Source organism: uncultured Senegalimassilia sp., assembly GCF_902464545.1.
Classification (GTDB): domain Bacteria; phylum Actinomycetota; class Coriobacteriia; order Coriobacteriales; family Eggerthellaceae; genus Senegalimassilia.
This window is the reverse complement of record NZ_CABQJR010000028.1, coordinates 1-15,462: the sequence shown is the minus strand read 5'-3', so window position 1 is coordinate 15,462 and position 15,462 is coordinate 1. Positions and strand designations below refer to the sequence as shown.

The 15,462-nt window shown below is 63.6% G+C and carries 13 protein-coding genes; 7 read left to right on the top strand and 6 right to left on the bottom strand.

What is annotated here, in order from left to right; translation table 11 throughout:
* Positions 1-52 precede the first annotated feature (52 nt).
* The 4 genes from RDW26_RS07900 to RDW26_RS07885 all read left to right on the top strand — a co-directional run bounded on the left by RDW26_RS07900 (position 53) and on the right by RDW26_RS07885 (position 4,122).
* Positions 53-643: an ECF transporter S component gene (locus tag RDW26_RS07900; RefSeq protein ID WP_307983167.1), complete on the top strand. Its 591-nt coding sequence runs from the start codon at positions 53-55 to the stop codon at positions 641-643.
* A 346-nt stretch (positions 644-989) separates the two neighbouring features.
* On the top strand, positions 990-2,885 hold the full coding sequence (locus RDW26_RS07895; RefSeq protein ID WP_307983166.1) for an energy-coupling factor transporter ATPase: 1,896 nt from the start codon (positions 990-992) through the stop codon (positions 2,883-2,885).
* Positions 2,882-3,682: an energy-coupling factor transporter transmembrane protein EcfT gene (locus tag RDW26_RS07890; protein WP_294416724.1), complete on the top strand. Its 801-nt coding sequence runs from the start codon at positions 2,882-2,884 to the stop codon at positions 3,680-3,682. Before RDW26_RS07895 ends, RDW26_RS07890 begins: the two co-directional genes overlap by 4 nt.
* 29 nt (positions 3,683-3,711) lie before the next feature.
* Positions 3,712-4,122 carry a pyridoxamine 5'-phosphate oxidase family protein gene (locus tag RDW26_RS07885; protein ID WP_114621244.1) on the top strand — a complete coding sequence of 137 codons (411 nt, stop codon included), beginning with the start codon at positions 3,712-3,714 and terminating at the stop codon, positions 4,120-4,122.
* Between the two features lie 271 nt (positions 4,123-4,393).
* On the opposite strand, the gene RDW26_RS07880 is transcribed toward RDW26_RS07885, so the two are convergent.
* The gene (locus tag RDW26_RS07880) at positions 4,394-4,714 is read right to left on the bottom strand and encodes a DUF1292 domain-containing protein (RefSeq protein ID WP_042437046.1); all 321 of its coding nucleotides are present in this window, start codon (positions 4,712-4,714) and stop codon (positions 4,394-4,396) included.
* Between the two features lie 240 nt (positions 4,715-4,954).
* Here RDW26_RS07880 and RDW26_RS07875 point away from each other — a divergent pair, with 240 nt between their 5' ends.
* A complete protein-coding gene (locus tag RDW26_RS07875; protein ID WP_307983165.1) occupies positions 4,955-5,230 on the top strand; it encodes a hypothetical protein in 276 nt (91 codons plus the stop codon).
* A gap of 338 nt (positions 5,231-5,568) precedes the next feature.
* Here RDW26_RS07875 and secD read toward each other — a convergent pair whose 3' ends face one another.
* The 3 genes from secD to RDW26_RS07860 form a co-directional block, all read right to left on the bottom strand.
* On the bottom strand, positions 5,569-8,169 hold the full coding sequence (gene secD / locus RDW26_RS07870) for a protein translocase subunit SecD (RefSeq protein ID WP_307983164.1): 2,601 nt from the start codon (positions 8,167-8,169) through the stop codon (positions 5,569-5,571).
* Between the two features lie 160 nt (positions 8,170-8,329).
* Positions 8,330-9,475 (bottom strand): tRNA guanosine(34) transglycosylase Tgt, encoded by a 1,146-nt coding sequence (tgt, locus tag RDW26_RS07865; RefSeq protein WP_114621247.1) that lies wholly within the window; start codon positions 9,473-9,475, stop codon positions 8,330-8,332.
* A 3-nt stretch (positions 9,476-9,478) separates the two neighbouring features.
* Positions 9,479-10,381: an HAD family hydrolase gene (locus tag RDW26_RS07860; RefSeq protein ID WP_307983163.1), complete on the bottom strand. Its 903-nt coding sequence runs from the start codon at positions 10,379-10,381 to the stop codon at positions 9,479-9,481.
* A 112-nt stretch (positions 10,382-10,493) separates the two neighbouring features.
* On the opposite strand from RDW26_RS07860, the gene RDW26_RS07855 reads away from it, so the two are divergent.
* Positions 10,494-11,432: an epoxyqueuosine reductase QueH gene (locus RDW26_RS07855; RefSeq protein ID WP_307983162.1), complete on the top strand. Its 939-nt coding sequence runs from the start codon at positions 10,494-10,496 to the stop codon at positions 11,430-11,432.
* A 291-nt stretch (positions 11,433-11,723) separates the two neighbouring features.
* Here the strand turns inward: RDW26_RS07855 and queA are convergent, their stop codons facing one another.
* A complete protein-coding gene (gene queA, locus RDW26_RS07850) occupies positions 11,724-12,866 on the bottom strand; it encodes a tRNA preQ1(34) S-adenosylmethionine ribosyltransferase-isomerase QueA (protein ID WP_307983161.1) in 1,143 nt (380 codons plus the stop codon).
* A 333-nt stretch (positions 12,867-13,199) separates the two neighbouring features.
* On the bottom strand, positions 13,200-14,264 hold the full coding sequence (gene ychF, locus RDW26_RS07845) for a redox-regulated ATPase YchF (protein ID WP_296132407.1): 1,065 nt from the start codon (positions 14,262-14,264) through the stop codon (positions 13,200-13,202).
* 459 nt (positions 14,265-14,723) lie between these two features.
* Between ychF and rbr the strand changes: the two genes are divergently transcribed.
* Entirely contained in the window at positions 14,724-15,260 is a 537-nt protein-coding gene (gene rbr, locus RDW26_RS07840) for a rubrerythrin (RefSeq protein ID WP_042437063.1), read from the top strand.
* Positions 15,261-15,462: the final 202 nt, after the last annotated feature.

The window sequence follows — 15,462 nt, the reverse complement described above, 5'->3', positions numbered from 1 at the left end:
GCTTGAGAGCAGAACCCGTGGGAAGAAGGCTTCGCGGGAAGAAGGTTCAACCATGTCTCAGGCAACCGCCGCAAACGCAACCATCAAGAACACGAACCGCTGGTCGACGCGCCAGCTGGTCACCATGGCGCTCATGTGCGCCATCGCCGCGCTGCTGTCGTTCGTGCAAATCCCCATCCTGCCCGCAGCGCCGTTTCTGACCTACGACCCCTCGCTCATGCCCGCCATGGTGTGCGGCTTCGCCTTCGGCCCGGGCGCCGGCTTCGCCGTGGGCGCCGTCGCCGCCATCATCCACAGCCTGATGCTCGGCGAATGGGTGGGCGGCCTCATGAACATCTGCGCCACGCTGTTCTTCGTGGTGCCCGCCGCTGCCATCTACGCCCGTAAGCACACGTTCGCCGGCGCCATCATCGGCCTGCTGGTCGGCTGCGTGGTGGCCACCATCGGCGCCGTCGCCACGAACCTGACGATCGGCGTGTGGTTCTGGTACGGCAGCGCCGATGTCATCATGCCGCTTATCCTGCCCGCAGTGCTCCCGTTCAACCTGATCAAGACCGTGCTGAACAGCGCACTGACCCTGCTGGTGTACAAGGCCGTCTCCAACCTGATCACCCCGAAGAAGGACCAGGTCAAGGGCCGCTAGGCAACCGCGTTTCAAACCGTGCCGCCCCAGCGCGGCACGGTCCCGCCGGCAAGCGGGGCGCCCCGCTTGCCGGCGGGACCGTACAACGGGATAGCGGGATTTTAACGGGAGATGCGGGATTTGCGCGGCGGGCGCACCTCTGCAAGGAACCCGGAGGCAGGCGTCTAAAAGGCTGCGGCTCGGATAGGAAACGCCGGTCGAACCGGGCAACCCTACCCGAGCACGTCTCACAAGGGAGAGCGCCTGAAAACGAGCTTCCGCCGAATCGGGCCACCTCCGACCCCGTTTCACACCCCGCAATACGCAATGCAATTCGCCGGTTCATGAAAGGATCGTAAAGCGAATCATGATAGATGTTCAAAACGTCCGCTTCACCTACGACGGCGCGAACTTCGCGCTTGACGGCGTGAGCCTGCACGTGCGCAAGGGCGAATTCCTGTGCATCTTAGGCGGCAACGGCAGCGGCAAGTCGACGCTGGCCAAGCATCTGAACGCCCTGCTCATCCCCGACGAGGGCACCGTGAAGGTGCAGGACATGCCCACCGCGGACGCCGACTGCACGTACCGCATCCGCGAGACGGTGGGCATGGTGTTCCAAAATCCCGACGACCAGCTGGTTGCCTCGCTCGTGGAAGACGACGTGGCCTTCGGTCCCGAGAACCTGGGCATCCCCACCGATGAGCTGCGCGAACGCGTGACGCAGGCGCTTGAGGACGTGGGGCTTTCGGGATTCGAGCGCCATGAGACCCACGCCCTGTCCGGCGGGCAGAAGCAGCGCGTGGCCATCGCCGGCGTGCTCGCCATGAACCCTGCGGTGCTCGTGCTCGACGAGGCTTCCGCCATGCTCGACCCCCGCGGCCGAGCAGGCCTTATGCGCGTGTGCCATGAGCTGCACGATCGCGGGATGACCATCGCGATGATCACGCATTATATGGAGGAGGCGGCGCGGGCCGACCGCGTGGTGGTCATGGAGCGCGGGCATGTGGCGCTCGAGGGCACGCCCGACGAGGTGCTCGTTCAGGCACGCGCGCTGGCGCACCTGAACCTTGACGTGCCGTTCGCAGCCCGCCTGTCGCTGGATCTACGCAATGCGGGCATGGCCGTGCAACCCACCGTGGACGCGGGGAAACTGGCACACGAGGTCCTGGCGCTCAGCAAGGCCGCCGGCATTTGCACCACCGCCGACGCGAACGCGGCAGCGCCCGATGCCGCCGACGCCGACGCCGGCGGCGACTTCCCCACCTGCGAGGGCGACGCCGACACCCCGGCGCTCATCGAGTTCCAAGACGTCAGCTTCACCTACGACGCAGCAGAGGCGAAACGGCAACGCAAGCGCAAGCAGGCGCCTGCAGCCCGTCAGGCGAAATGGGGCAACAGCCCCGACAGCCTGTGGGCCGTGCGCGGTGTCTCGCTTCAGGTGCGCCGCGGCGAGTTCCTCGGCGTTGCCGGGCATACCGGCAGCGGCAAATCGACGCTCATCCAGCACATGAACGGCATCTTGAAACCCACCTCAGGGCGCGTGCTCATCGACGGCACTGACATTGCCTCGAAGGGCGCCGAGTCGAAGGTGCGCGGATCGATCGGCGTGGTGTTCCAGTATCCCGAGCACCAGCTGTTCGCCGAAACCGTGTACAAGGACGTAGCCTTCGGGCCGCGCAACCTGGGGCTTTCGGGCGAAGAGGTTGATGCGCTCGTGCGCAGCTCGCTCGAGCGCGTAGGTCTTTCCTTCGACGAGCTGGCCGAAAAGAGCCCGTTCGAGCTTTCGGGCGGCCAGCAGCGCCGCGTGGCGTTCGCCGGCGTGCTTGCCATGGACCCGCAGGTGCTCGTACTCGACGAGCCAGCGGCGGGCCTGGACCCCGCCAGCAAGCGCTCCTTCCTGCAGATGATCGCCCGCCTGCATGACCAGGGCCTCACCGTGGTCATGGTGTCCCACTGCATGGACGACCTTGCCGCCATGTGCGACCGCGTGGCCGTCATGAACGAAGGGCGCCTGCTGGGCGTCGGCGCACCCGAGCGCCTGTTCCTGCACGCGCGCAAGCTCAAGGAAGTGGGCTTGGGAACCACCGAGCCGCAGGCGTTCGCGGAAGCGCTGCGCGCAGGCGGATGGGCCCTTGAGCAAGGGAAACTGTATACGGAGAAGGACTTGGCAGGGATGATCGCTGCGGCTTGCGGCGCGGGCAGCGGCAACGCCGGCGATGCCGCCCCTTCCCCAGCCGGCTCTGAAGGCCAGGTGGTCGAATGAACCCGGGCTTTTCCTTCGGCAGCTACGTTTCCGGCACCAGCTGCGTGCATCGGCTCGACCCGCGCACGAAGCTCATAGCAGGTTGCGTGTTCATCGTGGTGCTGCTGTGCGCAAAAAGCGCCGCGGCCCTGGCCGTATGTGCAGCGTTCACGGCACTGTGCTACGCGCTGGCACAGATCCCGCCGAGCAAGGCAGCGCGGTCGTTGGCACCGCTTATGGCCATCGTGGTCATCGTGGCGGTGCTGAACCTGTTCGTCACGCAAGGCGGCCAGGTGCTCGTCGACTGGGGCATCCTTCGCATCAGCGAGGCGGGCGTGCAAACCTGCCTGTTCATGGGCGCCCGCCTGACCATCATGATGCTGGGAATGAGCCTGATCACCCTGACCACCATGACCATCGACCTGACTGAGGCGTTCGAATGGGTGCTCAAGCCCTTCGCCCGCTTCGGCGTGCCCGCCCACGAGCTGGGCATGATCATGGGCATCGCGCTGCGCTTCATGCCGCAGTTCGCCAACGAGCTTGCCGTGGTCTACCACGCTCAGGTCAGCCGCGGCGCCCGCCTGTCAAACAGCCCCGCACGCGGCGTGCGCATGCTCACTTCGCTCATGGTACCCTTGTTCACCAGCGTGTTCCGTCACGCCGAAACGCTTTCAGCGGCCATGGACGCGCGCTGCTACCACGGCGGCGAAGGACGCACGCACCTGCATCCGCTTCGCTTCGCCCCGCGCGACGCCGCAGCCGCCGCCTTCATGGCCGTTTTGGCCGGCTGCGTCGCAGCCATCGGCTACTTGCTTTAACCGACCGGTTCCAAGACTAGGAGGATCACATGACCGGCAACGAGACCATCCTGCAGTATCTGACGAACGTCCCCGCGTGGTACCTGGCCACCAGCGTGAACGACCAGCCCCACGTGCGCCCGTTCAGCTTCGCCGCCGAGCAGGACGGCAAGATCTGGTTCGTCACCGCCACTACCAAGGACGTGTGGGAGGAGCTGCAGCAGAACCAGAAGTTCGAGGCATCCAGCTGGTGGCCCGGCCATGGCTGGCTGATCCTTCGCGGTAAGGCCGGCCTTGAGGACAAGGCGAACGCCGACATGCGCTACGCCGGTTACGCGCACCTGTGCAGCCTGGGCGAGAGCTACGACGGTCCCGATGACCCCACGCTGGTGTTCTTCAGCGTCGAGGAGCCCGAGGCGTGGATCTGCAACCACGAGGAGTGGAAGCCGATCGAGCTGTAGGGACGCCGCAAACCTGACGCAATCGCGGCGGAAGGCGGTTTTGAGAAGCCGCAAATCTGCCGTAAACCGCATGGCTTTCCGGATTGCAGGTTTTGCGTTCGCAGCACCTCATGCGCCAGCGGGCTTTGCAAGGCTTTTGATAAAGCGAAACAGGAAGGGCACGGCTTTGAGCCGTGCCCTTCCTTATGCAAATCACTGGATTCGTCGGAGCCCGCTTTCGCAAAGCCGGGCTTCAGCCAAAACACCCCGCAACGCGGCGGCGCGGGAGCGCCTATTCGAAGTCGTACAGGTCCTTGGCGGCCTGCTTAAAGTCCTCGTAGACTTCCTGGGCGATAGCCTGGTCCTCGACCAATTCGAACGCGGCGGGCTGACCATCTTCGTCAAGCTCGGTCACCTCAAGCGGGATGATCTCGCCCGAGCTGCATGCCGGGCTGTCCTCGGTGACCGGGAAGAAGAAGCCGTAACGGCGACCCTCGTGCAGGATCAAGCCGAGGAACTCAAGATCGATCTGATCGCCCTTCTCGTCCTGAAACGTGAGGGTGATGCCTTCCTCGGTGGGCGGGCAGAAATTCGGGGCGCTTCCTTCGCGCATGGCAACTCCTTTTAACATGGCCGACATCGCTTGCAGCCGATTCCTCCATAGCCTGCGTGCATGGATTCACGTGATTTCCTCAGCGTATCACAATAGGTTGCAATGCGCTCGTTGACCTCCCGTAATCTATCCGACTGCTATACTATTGAACAGTGAAACAACGGCGCAAGCACCTGCGTGCCAAGCACATTGCCGCAGGACAGCGCGCTGTTTAGGTTACCCGTGCAAGGAGGATCGAACATGTTCCCGATGATGGATCCCGAGAAGATGAAACCCATGGAAGAAGACGAAGCCGTGAAGAAGATGGCCAACATCGGCGCGATCATGGAAGGCGCCGGCGATAGCTTCAGCGAGGACGACATGAGGCTGTTCCGCGATGCGTTCATGGGCACCAACGCCCTTGAGGAGCAGATGGAAGCGCTTATCTCCCGTTACAACGGCCTTAGCGAGGATGAAGAGGAAGAAGACGAGGACGACGGCGAGATCCGCCTGAGCGACCTGGACTTCGGCTTCTAATCCCGGCGAACAGACACGCGTCTTCGAGCGCTTACCAGTCCGATCGATTCAAGCCCGGCTCCTGACCGCAAAACGCGATCAGGAGCCGGGCTTTTTGCATGAAAAGGAATCTCATGCGCACCCGCGTTTAAGCGCGGGTTCCGAGACACCTGATGCCACCGATGAGGCGCAAACCCGTACAGCGAGAGCGCGGCGCTTCCCCATTCTGACCCGCGTCGCATTCGCGCAAAACCGCCGAGATGCCCGATGTGAAGCACCAAGAGCCAAGCGCCGGTAAACAATCCCAAACAGCAAAACGGGCCGCTCGTTTCCGAGCGGCCCGAATCAGCTAGCCGATGTTAGCCTTGAACCTTCTTGCGCTTCTTCTTGGAGCGGTTTTGCGCCTTAGCAGGCTTGCTCGCAGCCTGCTGACCTTGCGAAGCAGCGGGCTCCGCAGTGGGCGCGTCCTGGCCGACACCATCCGCAACAGCATCCGCGGCGGCGCCGGCAGCAGCAGCTGCGGTGACGGCAGCGGCCTGCGGCAGTCGGTTCAGGAACCAACGCTGGATGTCCGTGCCGTACTTCTTCTGCAGCTTCGCGAACTGCGGCTCGCGCGTCTTCCACATCACGTAGATGGGCGTTGCAATGGCATAAGACGAGTAGCAGCCGCACATCAGGCCCACGGTCATGGCCAGGGCGAAGTCGCGCAGCGTCTCGCCGCCGAAGATGAGCATGGCCGCAACCGGGATAAGCGAGGTGATGGAGGTGTTGAGCGAACGCACCAGAACCTCGTTGACGGAGTGGTTCGCCATGGTTGCGAACGTGCACTTCGGCGAATCGCCCTTCATGTTCTCGTTGATGCGATGGAACACGACCACCGTATCGTAGAGCGAATAACCCAGGATGGTGAGCAACGCTGCGATGGTGTTCGGTGTGACCTCGCGACCCACGAGCACGTACACGCCCAGCACGATGACCAGGTCATGCAGCAAGGCGATAACCGCCGACACGCCCATCTTCGGATCGCGGAAGCGCACCGAGATGTAGGCGATGATGAGCAGCAGCGACACGAAGAACGCGATGCAGGAGCTCTGGATGACGCTGGTGCCCCAGTCCGGGCCGATGGTGGTTACCTCGAAGCTTTCCGCATCCCAGCCGAACTGGTTGGCAACCTTGTTGGCCGCCGCGGCAGCGCTTTCCGCCGACGTATCGGTGGTGCGCACGAGGAAGCCAGCCTGGCCGTCGGAGTCGGTGGTCTGCACCACGGCGTCGGGCTCGCCGGCATCGGCGAAGGCCGAACGCACCTGCTCGGTGGTCACGTCGTTGCCGCCCTGATGGAACGTCACCGAGGTGCCACCCACGAACTCGATGCCGAAGTTCACGCCGCGCACGCCGACGAGCGCCACGACCAGCACGACCGCCACGGCCGCGATGGACAGGAACACCTTACGGTAACCCAGCAGGTTGATGTCGAGCTTGATGAAGCGGCCGCGCACGTCATGACGCGAGGAAGCAGGCTTCTCGCCCTGGAAGTACGGGGCGGCCTCCTTGCAATCCTTCACGCCCCAGAAGCCGGGGTGCTTGGCGATGCACTTCGGCGCCAGCAGGCGGATGATGGGCGCCTTGAACAGCAGCATCATGACGATGTCGCAGATGATGCCGAGCGCCAGCGTCAGGCCGAAGCCCTTGACCGAGGCGCTTGCTAGGAAGAACAGCGTGAGCGCCGAGACCATGGTGACCAGGTCGGCGTCGATGGACGTGAGGATGCCATGGCGCACGCCGGTGACGGAGGCCGCGCGGACGCTGCGGCCCATGCGGATCTCCTCGCGGAAGCGCTCAAGCGTGAGGATGGAGGAGTCCGCCGCCATGCCGATGGTCAGCACGACGCCGGCGATGCCGGCCATGGACAGGCTGAACAGGCCGAAATGCGACAGCAGCGCCAGAATGCCCAGGTACAGCACGGCGAACACGACCATGGCGGCAGCGGTGATCAGGCCCAGACCCTGGTAGAACACCAGCAGGTACAGCATGACCAGCGCAAGGCCGATAGCGGCCACCAGCACACCGGAGGTCAGCGCATCCTGGCCGAGCGTCGGGCCGACCACCTGGGATTGCGCGTACTCGAAGCTCACGGGCAGCGAGCCGGACTCGAGCACCGTCTCCATGGAGGAGGCGGCTTCCTTGTCGTAGCCGCCGGTGATGGACACCTGACCGCCGGTAATCTCGGACTGCACCGCCGGCGCGGACTGCACTTCGCCATCAAGGATGATGACGATCTTGCCCTTGGTGCTTGCCAGGTCCTTCGTGGCGTCGGCGAACGCCTTCGTACCCTCGGAATCAAGGGAGACGTTGACCGAATAGTCGGTGCCAGTCTCGGAGGCGCGGCCGATGTCGACCTTCGTGATGTTGCTGCCGGTGATGAGCGGCGTGTACGTGCCCTCCTCCACCGTCAGATGCTCGGTCTTGCCGGAAGGCAGCGTGTTGCCGAAGTCGTCGGTGATGGTGCCGCTGGAACCGTACTGCCCGTTCTCGATCTTAGTTTTGACGTCCTCATCGGTGAACGAATCCAGGCGCGCGAACTCCAGCTTGCCGGTTTTGCCGATGGTGGACAGCGCCGTTTCCGTATCGGAAAGGCCGGGGATCTGCACGAGAATCTGGTCGGAGCCCTGCAGCTGCACCACGGCCTCGGAGGCGCCGAGCGCGTTGACGCGCTGCTCGATGATGGCGCGCGACTTCTCCATGTCCTCGGAGGTCACTGCATCGCCGTCGGTGCTTTTCGCCGACAGCACCACCGACAGGCCGCCTTGGATGTCCAGGCCCTGGTTGATCTTTTCCTGCGGAGGGGTGAACATGAAGATGGACCCCAGCACCAAGACGGTGGTCAGCACCAACAGCCACACGTTGCGACGGTTGGCGTTGCCGCCCTTCTTCTTGGCCTTGGCGTTTTGCGCTTTCGCCATGCGAGCTTCTCCTAGCCTTGCAAACCATAGGACGGCCCTGCCGGGCCGTCCCTTCCGCGGCAGCGTTGAACGCCGCCATATATACCCTAACTTACTTATTTTCCCACAATCGAGGAGAATACGAAAGCACCAAGGAGCGGGAATCCGCCCGAGTCCTATATCAGTAGTCCTTAGCGGCCGGGCTGTTCATCCACTCCTCGTAGAACTGCTCGTACTCGCCCGCCAGCACGGCCTCGCGGGCACGGCGCATGAGGTCGAGCAGGAAGTGCAGGTTGTGCACCGACAGCAGGATGGCGCCGAGCATCTCGTTCTGCTTCACCAAGTGGCGCAGATAGGCTCGCGTGTAGTTCTGGCACGTCGGGCAGGTGCAGCTGTGGTCGAGCGGCGTGAAGTCGCGCGTGAACTTCGCGTTGCGCATGTTCATGCGGCCCGTGCTGGAGAACGCCGTGCCCATGCGCGCGGTGCGGGTGGGCAGCACGCAGTCGAACATGTCGACGCCCTCGCGCACGGCGCGCACGAGCGTGGTGGGGTTGCCCACGCCCATCAGGTAGCGCGGACGGTCCTCGGGGCATGCGCGGGCCACCTGGCCGAGCGTCTCGAACATGGTCTCGTGGTCTTCGCCCACCGAATAGCCGCCGATGCCGAAGCCGCCGAAGCGGCGACCGCCCGCGGCCAGGCTCTCGTCCTCGATCTCGCGCAGGCGGCGGATGCTCTCAAGGCGCAGGTCAAGCTCCATACCGCCCTGCACGATGCCGAACAGCGTCTGGTCGGGGCGCTTGTGCGCCGCCAAGCAGCGACGGGCCCAATTCGCCGACAGGTCCACGGCGTTGGCCACGAAGCTGCGCTCGGCCGGGTACGGCGTGCACTGGTCAAGCTGCATGGCGATGTCGGCGCCGATCTGCTCTTGGATGCGCATATTGGACTCGGGCGTCCAGCGCACATAGCTTCCGTCGTAGATGCTGCGGAAGGTCAGGCCGTCGGCGTCGAGCTTGAGCGTGTCAGCCAGAGAGAACACCTGGAATCCGCCCGAGTCGGTGAGCATGGGGCCGTCGTAGTTCATAAACTTGTGCACACCGCCGGCCTCTTCCACCAAGTCGGCGCCGGGGCGCATGGACAGGTGGTAGGTGTTCGCAAGCACCACCTGGCTGTTCAGCTGGTGAAGCTGATCGACCGTGATGCCCTTGACCGTGGCCGATGTGCCGACGGGCATGAACATGGGGGTATGGAAGGTGCCGTGCGCGGTTTCGTACGAAAGCGCGCGGGCATGGCCGCAAGTAGCCTCGATGGTGCAGTCGAACAGGGCCATGGGCTAGTCCTCCATCCCGTTGATGACGAAATCGGTGCCGCCGGAGCGGCCCGCCTCCTCGAGCGTTTTCGCGCCGCCGGCCTGGCCGTCGGCGATGCCGCATGCCGCAAGCACGCGCTCACGCACGGCAGCGGGCACGATGGCGTCGCTCACGCCCTGCGCCGGATCGGCGCACTCAGGCAGGGATTCCACCCAGTCCGCGAACTTCTCCATAGACCCGTGGCGCACGCTGAACACCTCGAAGCCGACAGGGTCGATCAGGAAATCGGTGACCAGGAAACCCTCGCAGCCAAGCTGGCATGCGGCCAGGTCCTCCTTGGTGTTGTTGCCGACCATGAGCACGTCGCGGCCCTCAACGCCCGCGGCGGCAAGGTTTTCCGCATAGTAGTCGGGCTTGGGCTTGACGGCGGTGGAGTTCTCGAACGTGGTGATGCGCGAGAACACCGCCGGATCGATGCCGGCCCAGCGCAAGCGCCACTCCACGGCGCGGCGAGGGAACATCGGCATGGTGGCGAGCACGAGCGGATAGCCCTTGGCGGCAAGCGCCTCGATGGCGCGCGCGGCGGCGGGGTTCGGCTCCACGTCGGCACCCAGTTCGCCGAACTCGTTCTCGTAGAAATCGCCGATGGCGGCGAGCAGCGCGTCTGCGGTGAGCCCCTCGGGCATATCGATGCAGGCCAGGAACTCGGGCCAGAACGACTCGGCGTTCGCATGGCCTGAATCGTTGGTGGCCATGGCGGTGATGCCGCGTTTCATGCCGGCCATGAACTGATCGGGGGCGATGCCAAGGCGCGCGACGTACCCGCCGAGGGCGCGGAAGTAGCTCTTCATGAAGACGTCAACGTCCATGGGCAGCAGCGTGCCGTCAAGATCGAAGAAGACGGCGCGGAAGGTTCGTTTCTCCATATATCATGCCTTTCTGCAGATTGCCGCAGGTGGGGATAGTTTTTGCCTGCGTGGTAGTATAGGGGAAGCGCCGCGCCGGCGGCGAAATGCCCATCGAAAAAGGAGTTCGCGAATGAAGTTGTTGCTGCATGCGTGCTGCGGGCCGTGCTCGCTCGAGCCGACGCGCCTGTTGAAGGCCGCGGGGCACGACATCACCATTTACTACGCGAACTCGAACATCCACCCCGCCGAGGAATACGAGCACCGGCTGGCAACGCTGCGCGCGTGGGCCGCGGATGCGGGGTTCGAGGTGCTGGAAGGCCCGTACGACCCGGCCACGTGGGAAGCATGTGCGGGCCGCATCGGGGACGCCGCGATCGCCGAGGTCGAGCAGACGCGCGCGGAGACTGGCGCGGAAGGCGAATGCGGGGGCGAAATCGGGGGCGAAATCGAGGGCTCTGATGATACCTCCGGCAACCGGTGTGTATCGGTCACCGATGCAGAGGACGGAGACGCTTCCCCTGCCGCCGCTTCCCTTTCTGCAAGCTCTACGAGCGGCGCCGCACCTCGTGCCGCCGTACTGTCGGTCGACCCTGCACGCAGGGAGGCGCGTTGCCGCGCCTGCTACCGCCTTCGCCTTGAGGAAACCGCACGGGTAGCCGCGGAACGAGGCTTCGAGGGCATCGGCACCACGCTGTCGGTGAGCCCCTACCAATATACGCAGGTCATCCGCGAGGAAGTGGAGCGCGCAGCGGCACAAGCCGGGGTCGCGCCCGTGTTCGAGGACTTCCGACCCTACTATGACGAGGCAACGCGCGAAAGCCGCGAACTGGGAATGTACCGGCAGAACTTCTGCGGCTGCCGCATCAGCGATCTGGAAGCAGCCGCCGAGCGCACCGAGCGCAAGGAGCAGCGCGCCGCCGCAAAAGCCGCCGAACGCGCAGCCCACGCCGACGAGCGCGCAGCCGAGGAAGCCGCACGCGCCGCGCATAAAGCCGAGCGCGCAGCCTACGACAAGAACCAGGCACGCAAGCGCGCCATCCTAAAAGCCCTGCGCGAACAGGGGAAATAGCAGCTACTCCATTAGCTCGACAGATACGCCCCGCTCTCGCTGGCGCATTGCACCCGCAAACGCAAAACGGCGAGCAAAGAGCTTGCGTCTATATCCCAAAGCAAGGACCCTGCCGTTCTCACCTGGTTTCCGCATCGCACTTCGCCCCGAGCAAATAAGTATGCCTTCCGTTTCTCGTTGCCAGAGAAACGGAAGGCATACGACCAAACCCCTATAACATAACCCTTGTGTACGACACGGATTTTGGGCTCGCAAAACCCTTTCGCCGGCCGCTTCCCTCTTAAGCGAATGCTAGCGGATGAACATGGCGTCGCCGAACGACAGCATGCGGTAGCGCTCCTCGATGGCATGCTGATAGGCGTTCATGATGTTCTCGCGGGTGCTGAACGCGCTGACCAGCATCATGAGCGTGCTGCGCGGCACGTGGAAGTTCGTGACCAGGGCATCCACCACGTGGAACGTGCTGCCCGGCAGCAGATACAGGCTGGTGGCATCGCGGTCGCGCGCGGTGATGGCGCCGGCGCCGTCGTCGGCCGACGGATCCCAAGCGCTTTCCAAACTGCGCACGCTGGTGGTGCCCACGGCGATCACGCGGCCGCCATTGGCATGTGTGCGATTGATGGCGTCGACCGTCTTCTGCGGCACGGTGTAGAACTCGGTGTGCATCTTATGGGCCAGCGGGTCCTCCTCGTCCACGATGCGGAACGTGTCCAAGCCCACCTCGAGCTCGACGGTTTCCCAATCGATGCCCTTATCGCGCAAGCGCTCGATCAACTCGGGCGTGAAATGAAGGCCCGCCGTAGGGGCCGCCGCCGAGCTTTCGCGACGAGAATACACCGTTTGATACAGCTCCTCATCGCCAGCGTAGTGCTTGATGTAAGGCGGCAGCGGCGTATGTCCCACCGCGTGAAGCGCCTCGTCAAGCGAGGGGTACGTGGTGGTCAGACGAGCCACGCGCTCACCGCGCTGAGCGCCCTCGGCCCAGTCGACGATTTCGGCGGACAGCGCAACGTTGCCTTCGCCATCCATGAAATCCACCACCGCGCCGCTGCCGGGCTTCAAACGCTTGCCCGGGCGCACGAGCACCTCCCAGATAGCCTGCTGGTTTTCGCCAGGCACAAGCTGGCCGGGGATATGGGGCTCGTCCGCATACGGCTGCGCCTTGGAGCCCACAAGCTGACGAAGCAGGAACACCTCGGACTGCCCGCCCGTGCCGCGCTTCGCGCCCAGCAAGCGCGCCGGCAAAACGCGCGTCTCATTCGCCACCAGCAGATCGCCGGGCTCAAGATAGTCGATGATATCGCGGAAGATGCGGTCCTCGATCGCGCCGGTCTCGCGGTCCATGACCAGCATGCGGCACGCATCGCGCACCGCCGCCGGCTCCTGCGCGATAAGCTCCTGGGGAAGATCGTAATCGAAATCGCTCGTTTTCATCGAGATGCTCCTTGTCGCACGCCCGGCATCCTGCGCCGGGCATATAAAAGGCCGCGCCGCGCGCAGCCGAATAGCTTTCGAACAGGCAGATTATACGCCAGCCAAATGGTTTTTCGCGCATGTGCGAAAAGTCCGCATGCACCACTCAGCAAACGGGCCGCAATTCGCTCCGGAGAAGCTGCTGCACAATCGCGCATCCTGAAGCAGCAACACGTGCGGAGCACCCCTCCTTCGCCGGCACCGCCGCTGTTGCGACACGAAAGCACGCGGGGCGAACCCGGTTTTCCGGATTCGCCCCGTGAAGTTCGCTAATTCGCCGTTTGACCAGGCATTTTAAACGTTGAACTTGAAGTGCATGACGTCGCCGTCCTGCACCACGTACTCCTTGCCTTCCTGGCGCAGCTTGCCGGCATTACGGCAGCCCAGCTCACCGCCCAGCTCCACGTAGTCGGAATACGAAGCGGTTTCGGCCTTGATGAAGCCGCGCTCGAAATCGGAGTGGATGACACCGGCGGCCTGCGGGGCCTTCGCGCCGATGGGGATGGTCCAAGCGCGCGTTTCCGTTTCGCCGCTGGTGAAATAGCTCTGCAAGCCCAGCAGCTTGTAAGCGCTGCGCACCAGGCGCGCCAGGCCGGACTCCTCAAGGCCCATGGCCTCCAGGTACTCCTTCGCCTCGGCGGGATCAAGCTCGGCCAGGTCGGCCTCGACCTTTGCGGAAATCGGCACCGGCTGGCAGCCGTCGATCTCGGCCAAGTCGGCGTCGAGCGCGTCCTCGTCCACGTTGGCGATGTAGAGGATGGGCTTCATGGTGAGCAGGTGCAGGTCGTAGATGGCAGCCTGCTCGTCCTCGTCCAGGTTCAACGTGCGGGCGCGATGGCCTTCGTTCAAGCCCTCGAGCACCTTCTTCGCAACCTCGAGCTTCTTCGCACCGGCCTTGTCGCGCTTCGCTTCCTTCTCCAGACGCGGGATGGCCTTGTCAAGCGTGCCCATGTCGGCCAGAATCAGCTCGGTCTTGATAGTTTCAACGTCCGAGCTAGGGTTCACACGGCCGTCGACGTGCACGACATCCGGGTCGCTGAAGAAGCGCACGACTTCGCAGATGGCATCGGTTTCGCGGATGTTCGCGAGGAACTGGTTGCCCAGACCCTCGCCCTGGCTGGCGCCCGCCACCAGACCGGCGATGTCGACGAACTCGACCGTTGCGGGGACGATCTTGGCAGGGTGGTCGATCTCGGCCAGCTTCTCCAGGCGATCGTCGGGAACGGGAACGATGCCGACGTTGGGCTCGATGGTGGCGAAGGGGTAGTTGGCTGCCAAACCGCCCTTGTTCGTGAGGGCCGTGAACAGCGTGGACTTGCCCACATTGGGCAGGCCCACGATACCGATGGAAAGCGACATGCTGAAACTTCCTTAACTAGTGAATACACGTGCTTTCAATGATACCGCAAACAACGCCCCAACGCGATGCCCCGCCGAATGCACGCCAGACGGAGCGAAAACCCGCACAGACCGCATAGCGCACGACCGCCTGCCACGGCCCCATCAAAGTTCTGGGCGGTTTTGCAAGCACTGAAATATAACCTTAGCGGTTCTCATTCTCCTGACCAGGCATTTTGAAATCCCTTACTCGCCCTTTCGTCAAATTCGCGACCAAAACCGCCCAGAACTCCAAGCTCATGGCAAATTCAGCGCCCAAAATCTGCAAAACAACCCAGAACTAGCCCTCTTGCAACAGTTGCGTCACAAAGCGGTGCAAACAATTGCGCCGCCGCGCGTTTGCCCATACCATCGATAGATGGAAACCAAAGGCACCGCGCGCACGGGCGCTGCGGGCCATCACAGCGAGAGGGGTTTCTCATGAGCAAGTACGAAGGAACGCAAACCGAGAAGAACCTGCAGGCCGCCTTCGCCGGCGAGTCGCAGGCAACCAACAAGTACACCTATTTCGCATCGGTGGCGAAGAAGGAAGGCTTCGAGCAGATCGCCGAGATCTTCCGCAAAACGTCGGCAAACGAGCAGTACCACGCCAAGATGTGGCTGCGCGAGCTTCAGGGCATCGGCTCCACGGCGGAGAACCTGGAGGATGCCGCAAACGGCGAGAACTTCGAGTGGACCGACATGTACGAGGGCTTCGCGAAGACCGCCGAGGAGGAAGGCTTCCCCGAGCTGGCCGAGAAGTTCCGCCAGGTCGGCGCCATCGAGAAACATCATGAGGAGCGCTACCGCGCGCTGCTGCACAACGTGGAGACCGCTCAGGTGTTCGAGAAGAGCGAGGTCAAGGTGTGGGAGTGCCGTAACTGCGGCCACATCGTCGTAGGCACCAAGGCCCCCGACGTTTGCCCCGTATGCAACCACCCGCAGGCATACTTCGAGATCAACGCCGAGAATTACTAGGAAGTATGCGCAACACCTGCATCCGTCTGAACTGGGAAAATAGTAACCGATAGAACGTCAAGCACGGCGCAGACAGCCGTTTACGAAGCATTTAGGATACGCGAAGGATAAGTTGCGCCAGGACATCCATCCCGCGCAATCCCGCCGAATCAGGACCACCCGCATAGCGGGTGGTTTGCTCTTAGGGTATAACCCATGGAAG

Excerpts from the sequence above, each read along its gene's own strand:
- RDW26_RS07895 (WP_307983166.1), top strand. The coding sequence starts at position 990 with ATGATAGATGTTCAAAACGTCCGCTTCACCTACGACGGCGCGAACTTC.
- rbr (WP_042437063.1), top strand. The coding sequence starts at position 14,724 with ATGAGCAAGTACGAAGGAACGCAAACCGAGAAGAACCTGCAGGCCGCC.
- RDW26_RS07890 (WP_294416724.1), top strand. The coding sequence starts at position 2,882 with ATGAACCCGGGCTTTTCCTTCGGCAGCTACGTTTCCGGCACCAGCTGC.
- RDW26_RS07880 (WP_042437046.1), bottom strand. The coding sequence starts at position 4,714 with ATGCGCGAAGGAAGCGCCCCGAATTTCTGCCCGCCCACCGAGGAAGGC.
- RDW26_RS07860 (WP_307983163.1), bottom strand. The coding sequence starts at position 10,381 with ATGGAGAAACGAACCTTCCGCGCCGTCTTCTTCGATCTTGACGGCACG.
- ychF (WP_296132407.1), bottom strand. The coding sequence starts at position 14,264 with ATGTCGCTTTCCATCGGTATCGTGGGCCTGCCCAATGTGGGCAAGTCC.
- RDW26_RS07855 (WP_307983162.1), top strand. The coding sequence starts at position 10,494 with ATGAAGTTGTTGCTGCATGCGTGCTGCGGGCCGTGCTCGCTCGAGCCG.
- queA (WP_307983161.1), bottom strand. The coding sequence starts at position 12,866 with ATGAAAACGAGCGATTTCGATTACGATCTTCCCCAGGAGCTTATCGCG.
- secD (WP_307983164.1), bottom strand. The coding sequence starts at position 8,169 with ATGGCGAAAGCGCAAAACGCCAAGGCCAAGAAGAAGGGCGGCAACGCC.
- tgt (WP_114621247.1), bottom strand. The coding sequence starts at position 9,475 with ATGGCCCTGTTCGACTGCACCATCGAGGCTACTTGCGGCCATGCCCGC.
- RDW26_RS07875 (WP_307983165.1), top strand. The coding sequence starts at position 4,955 with ATGTTCCCGATGATGGATCCCGAGAAGATGAAACCCATGGAAGAAGAC.
- RDW26_RS07900 (WP_307983167.1), top strand. The coding sequence starts at position 53 with ATGTCTCAGGCAACCGCCGCAAACGCAACCATCAAGAACACGAACCGC.
- RDW26_RS07885 (WP_114621244.1), top strand. The coding sequence starts at position 3,712 with ATGACCGGCAACGAGACCATCCTGCAGTATCTGACGAACGTCCCCGCG.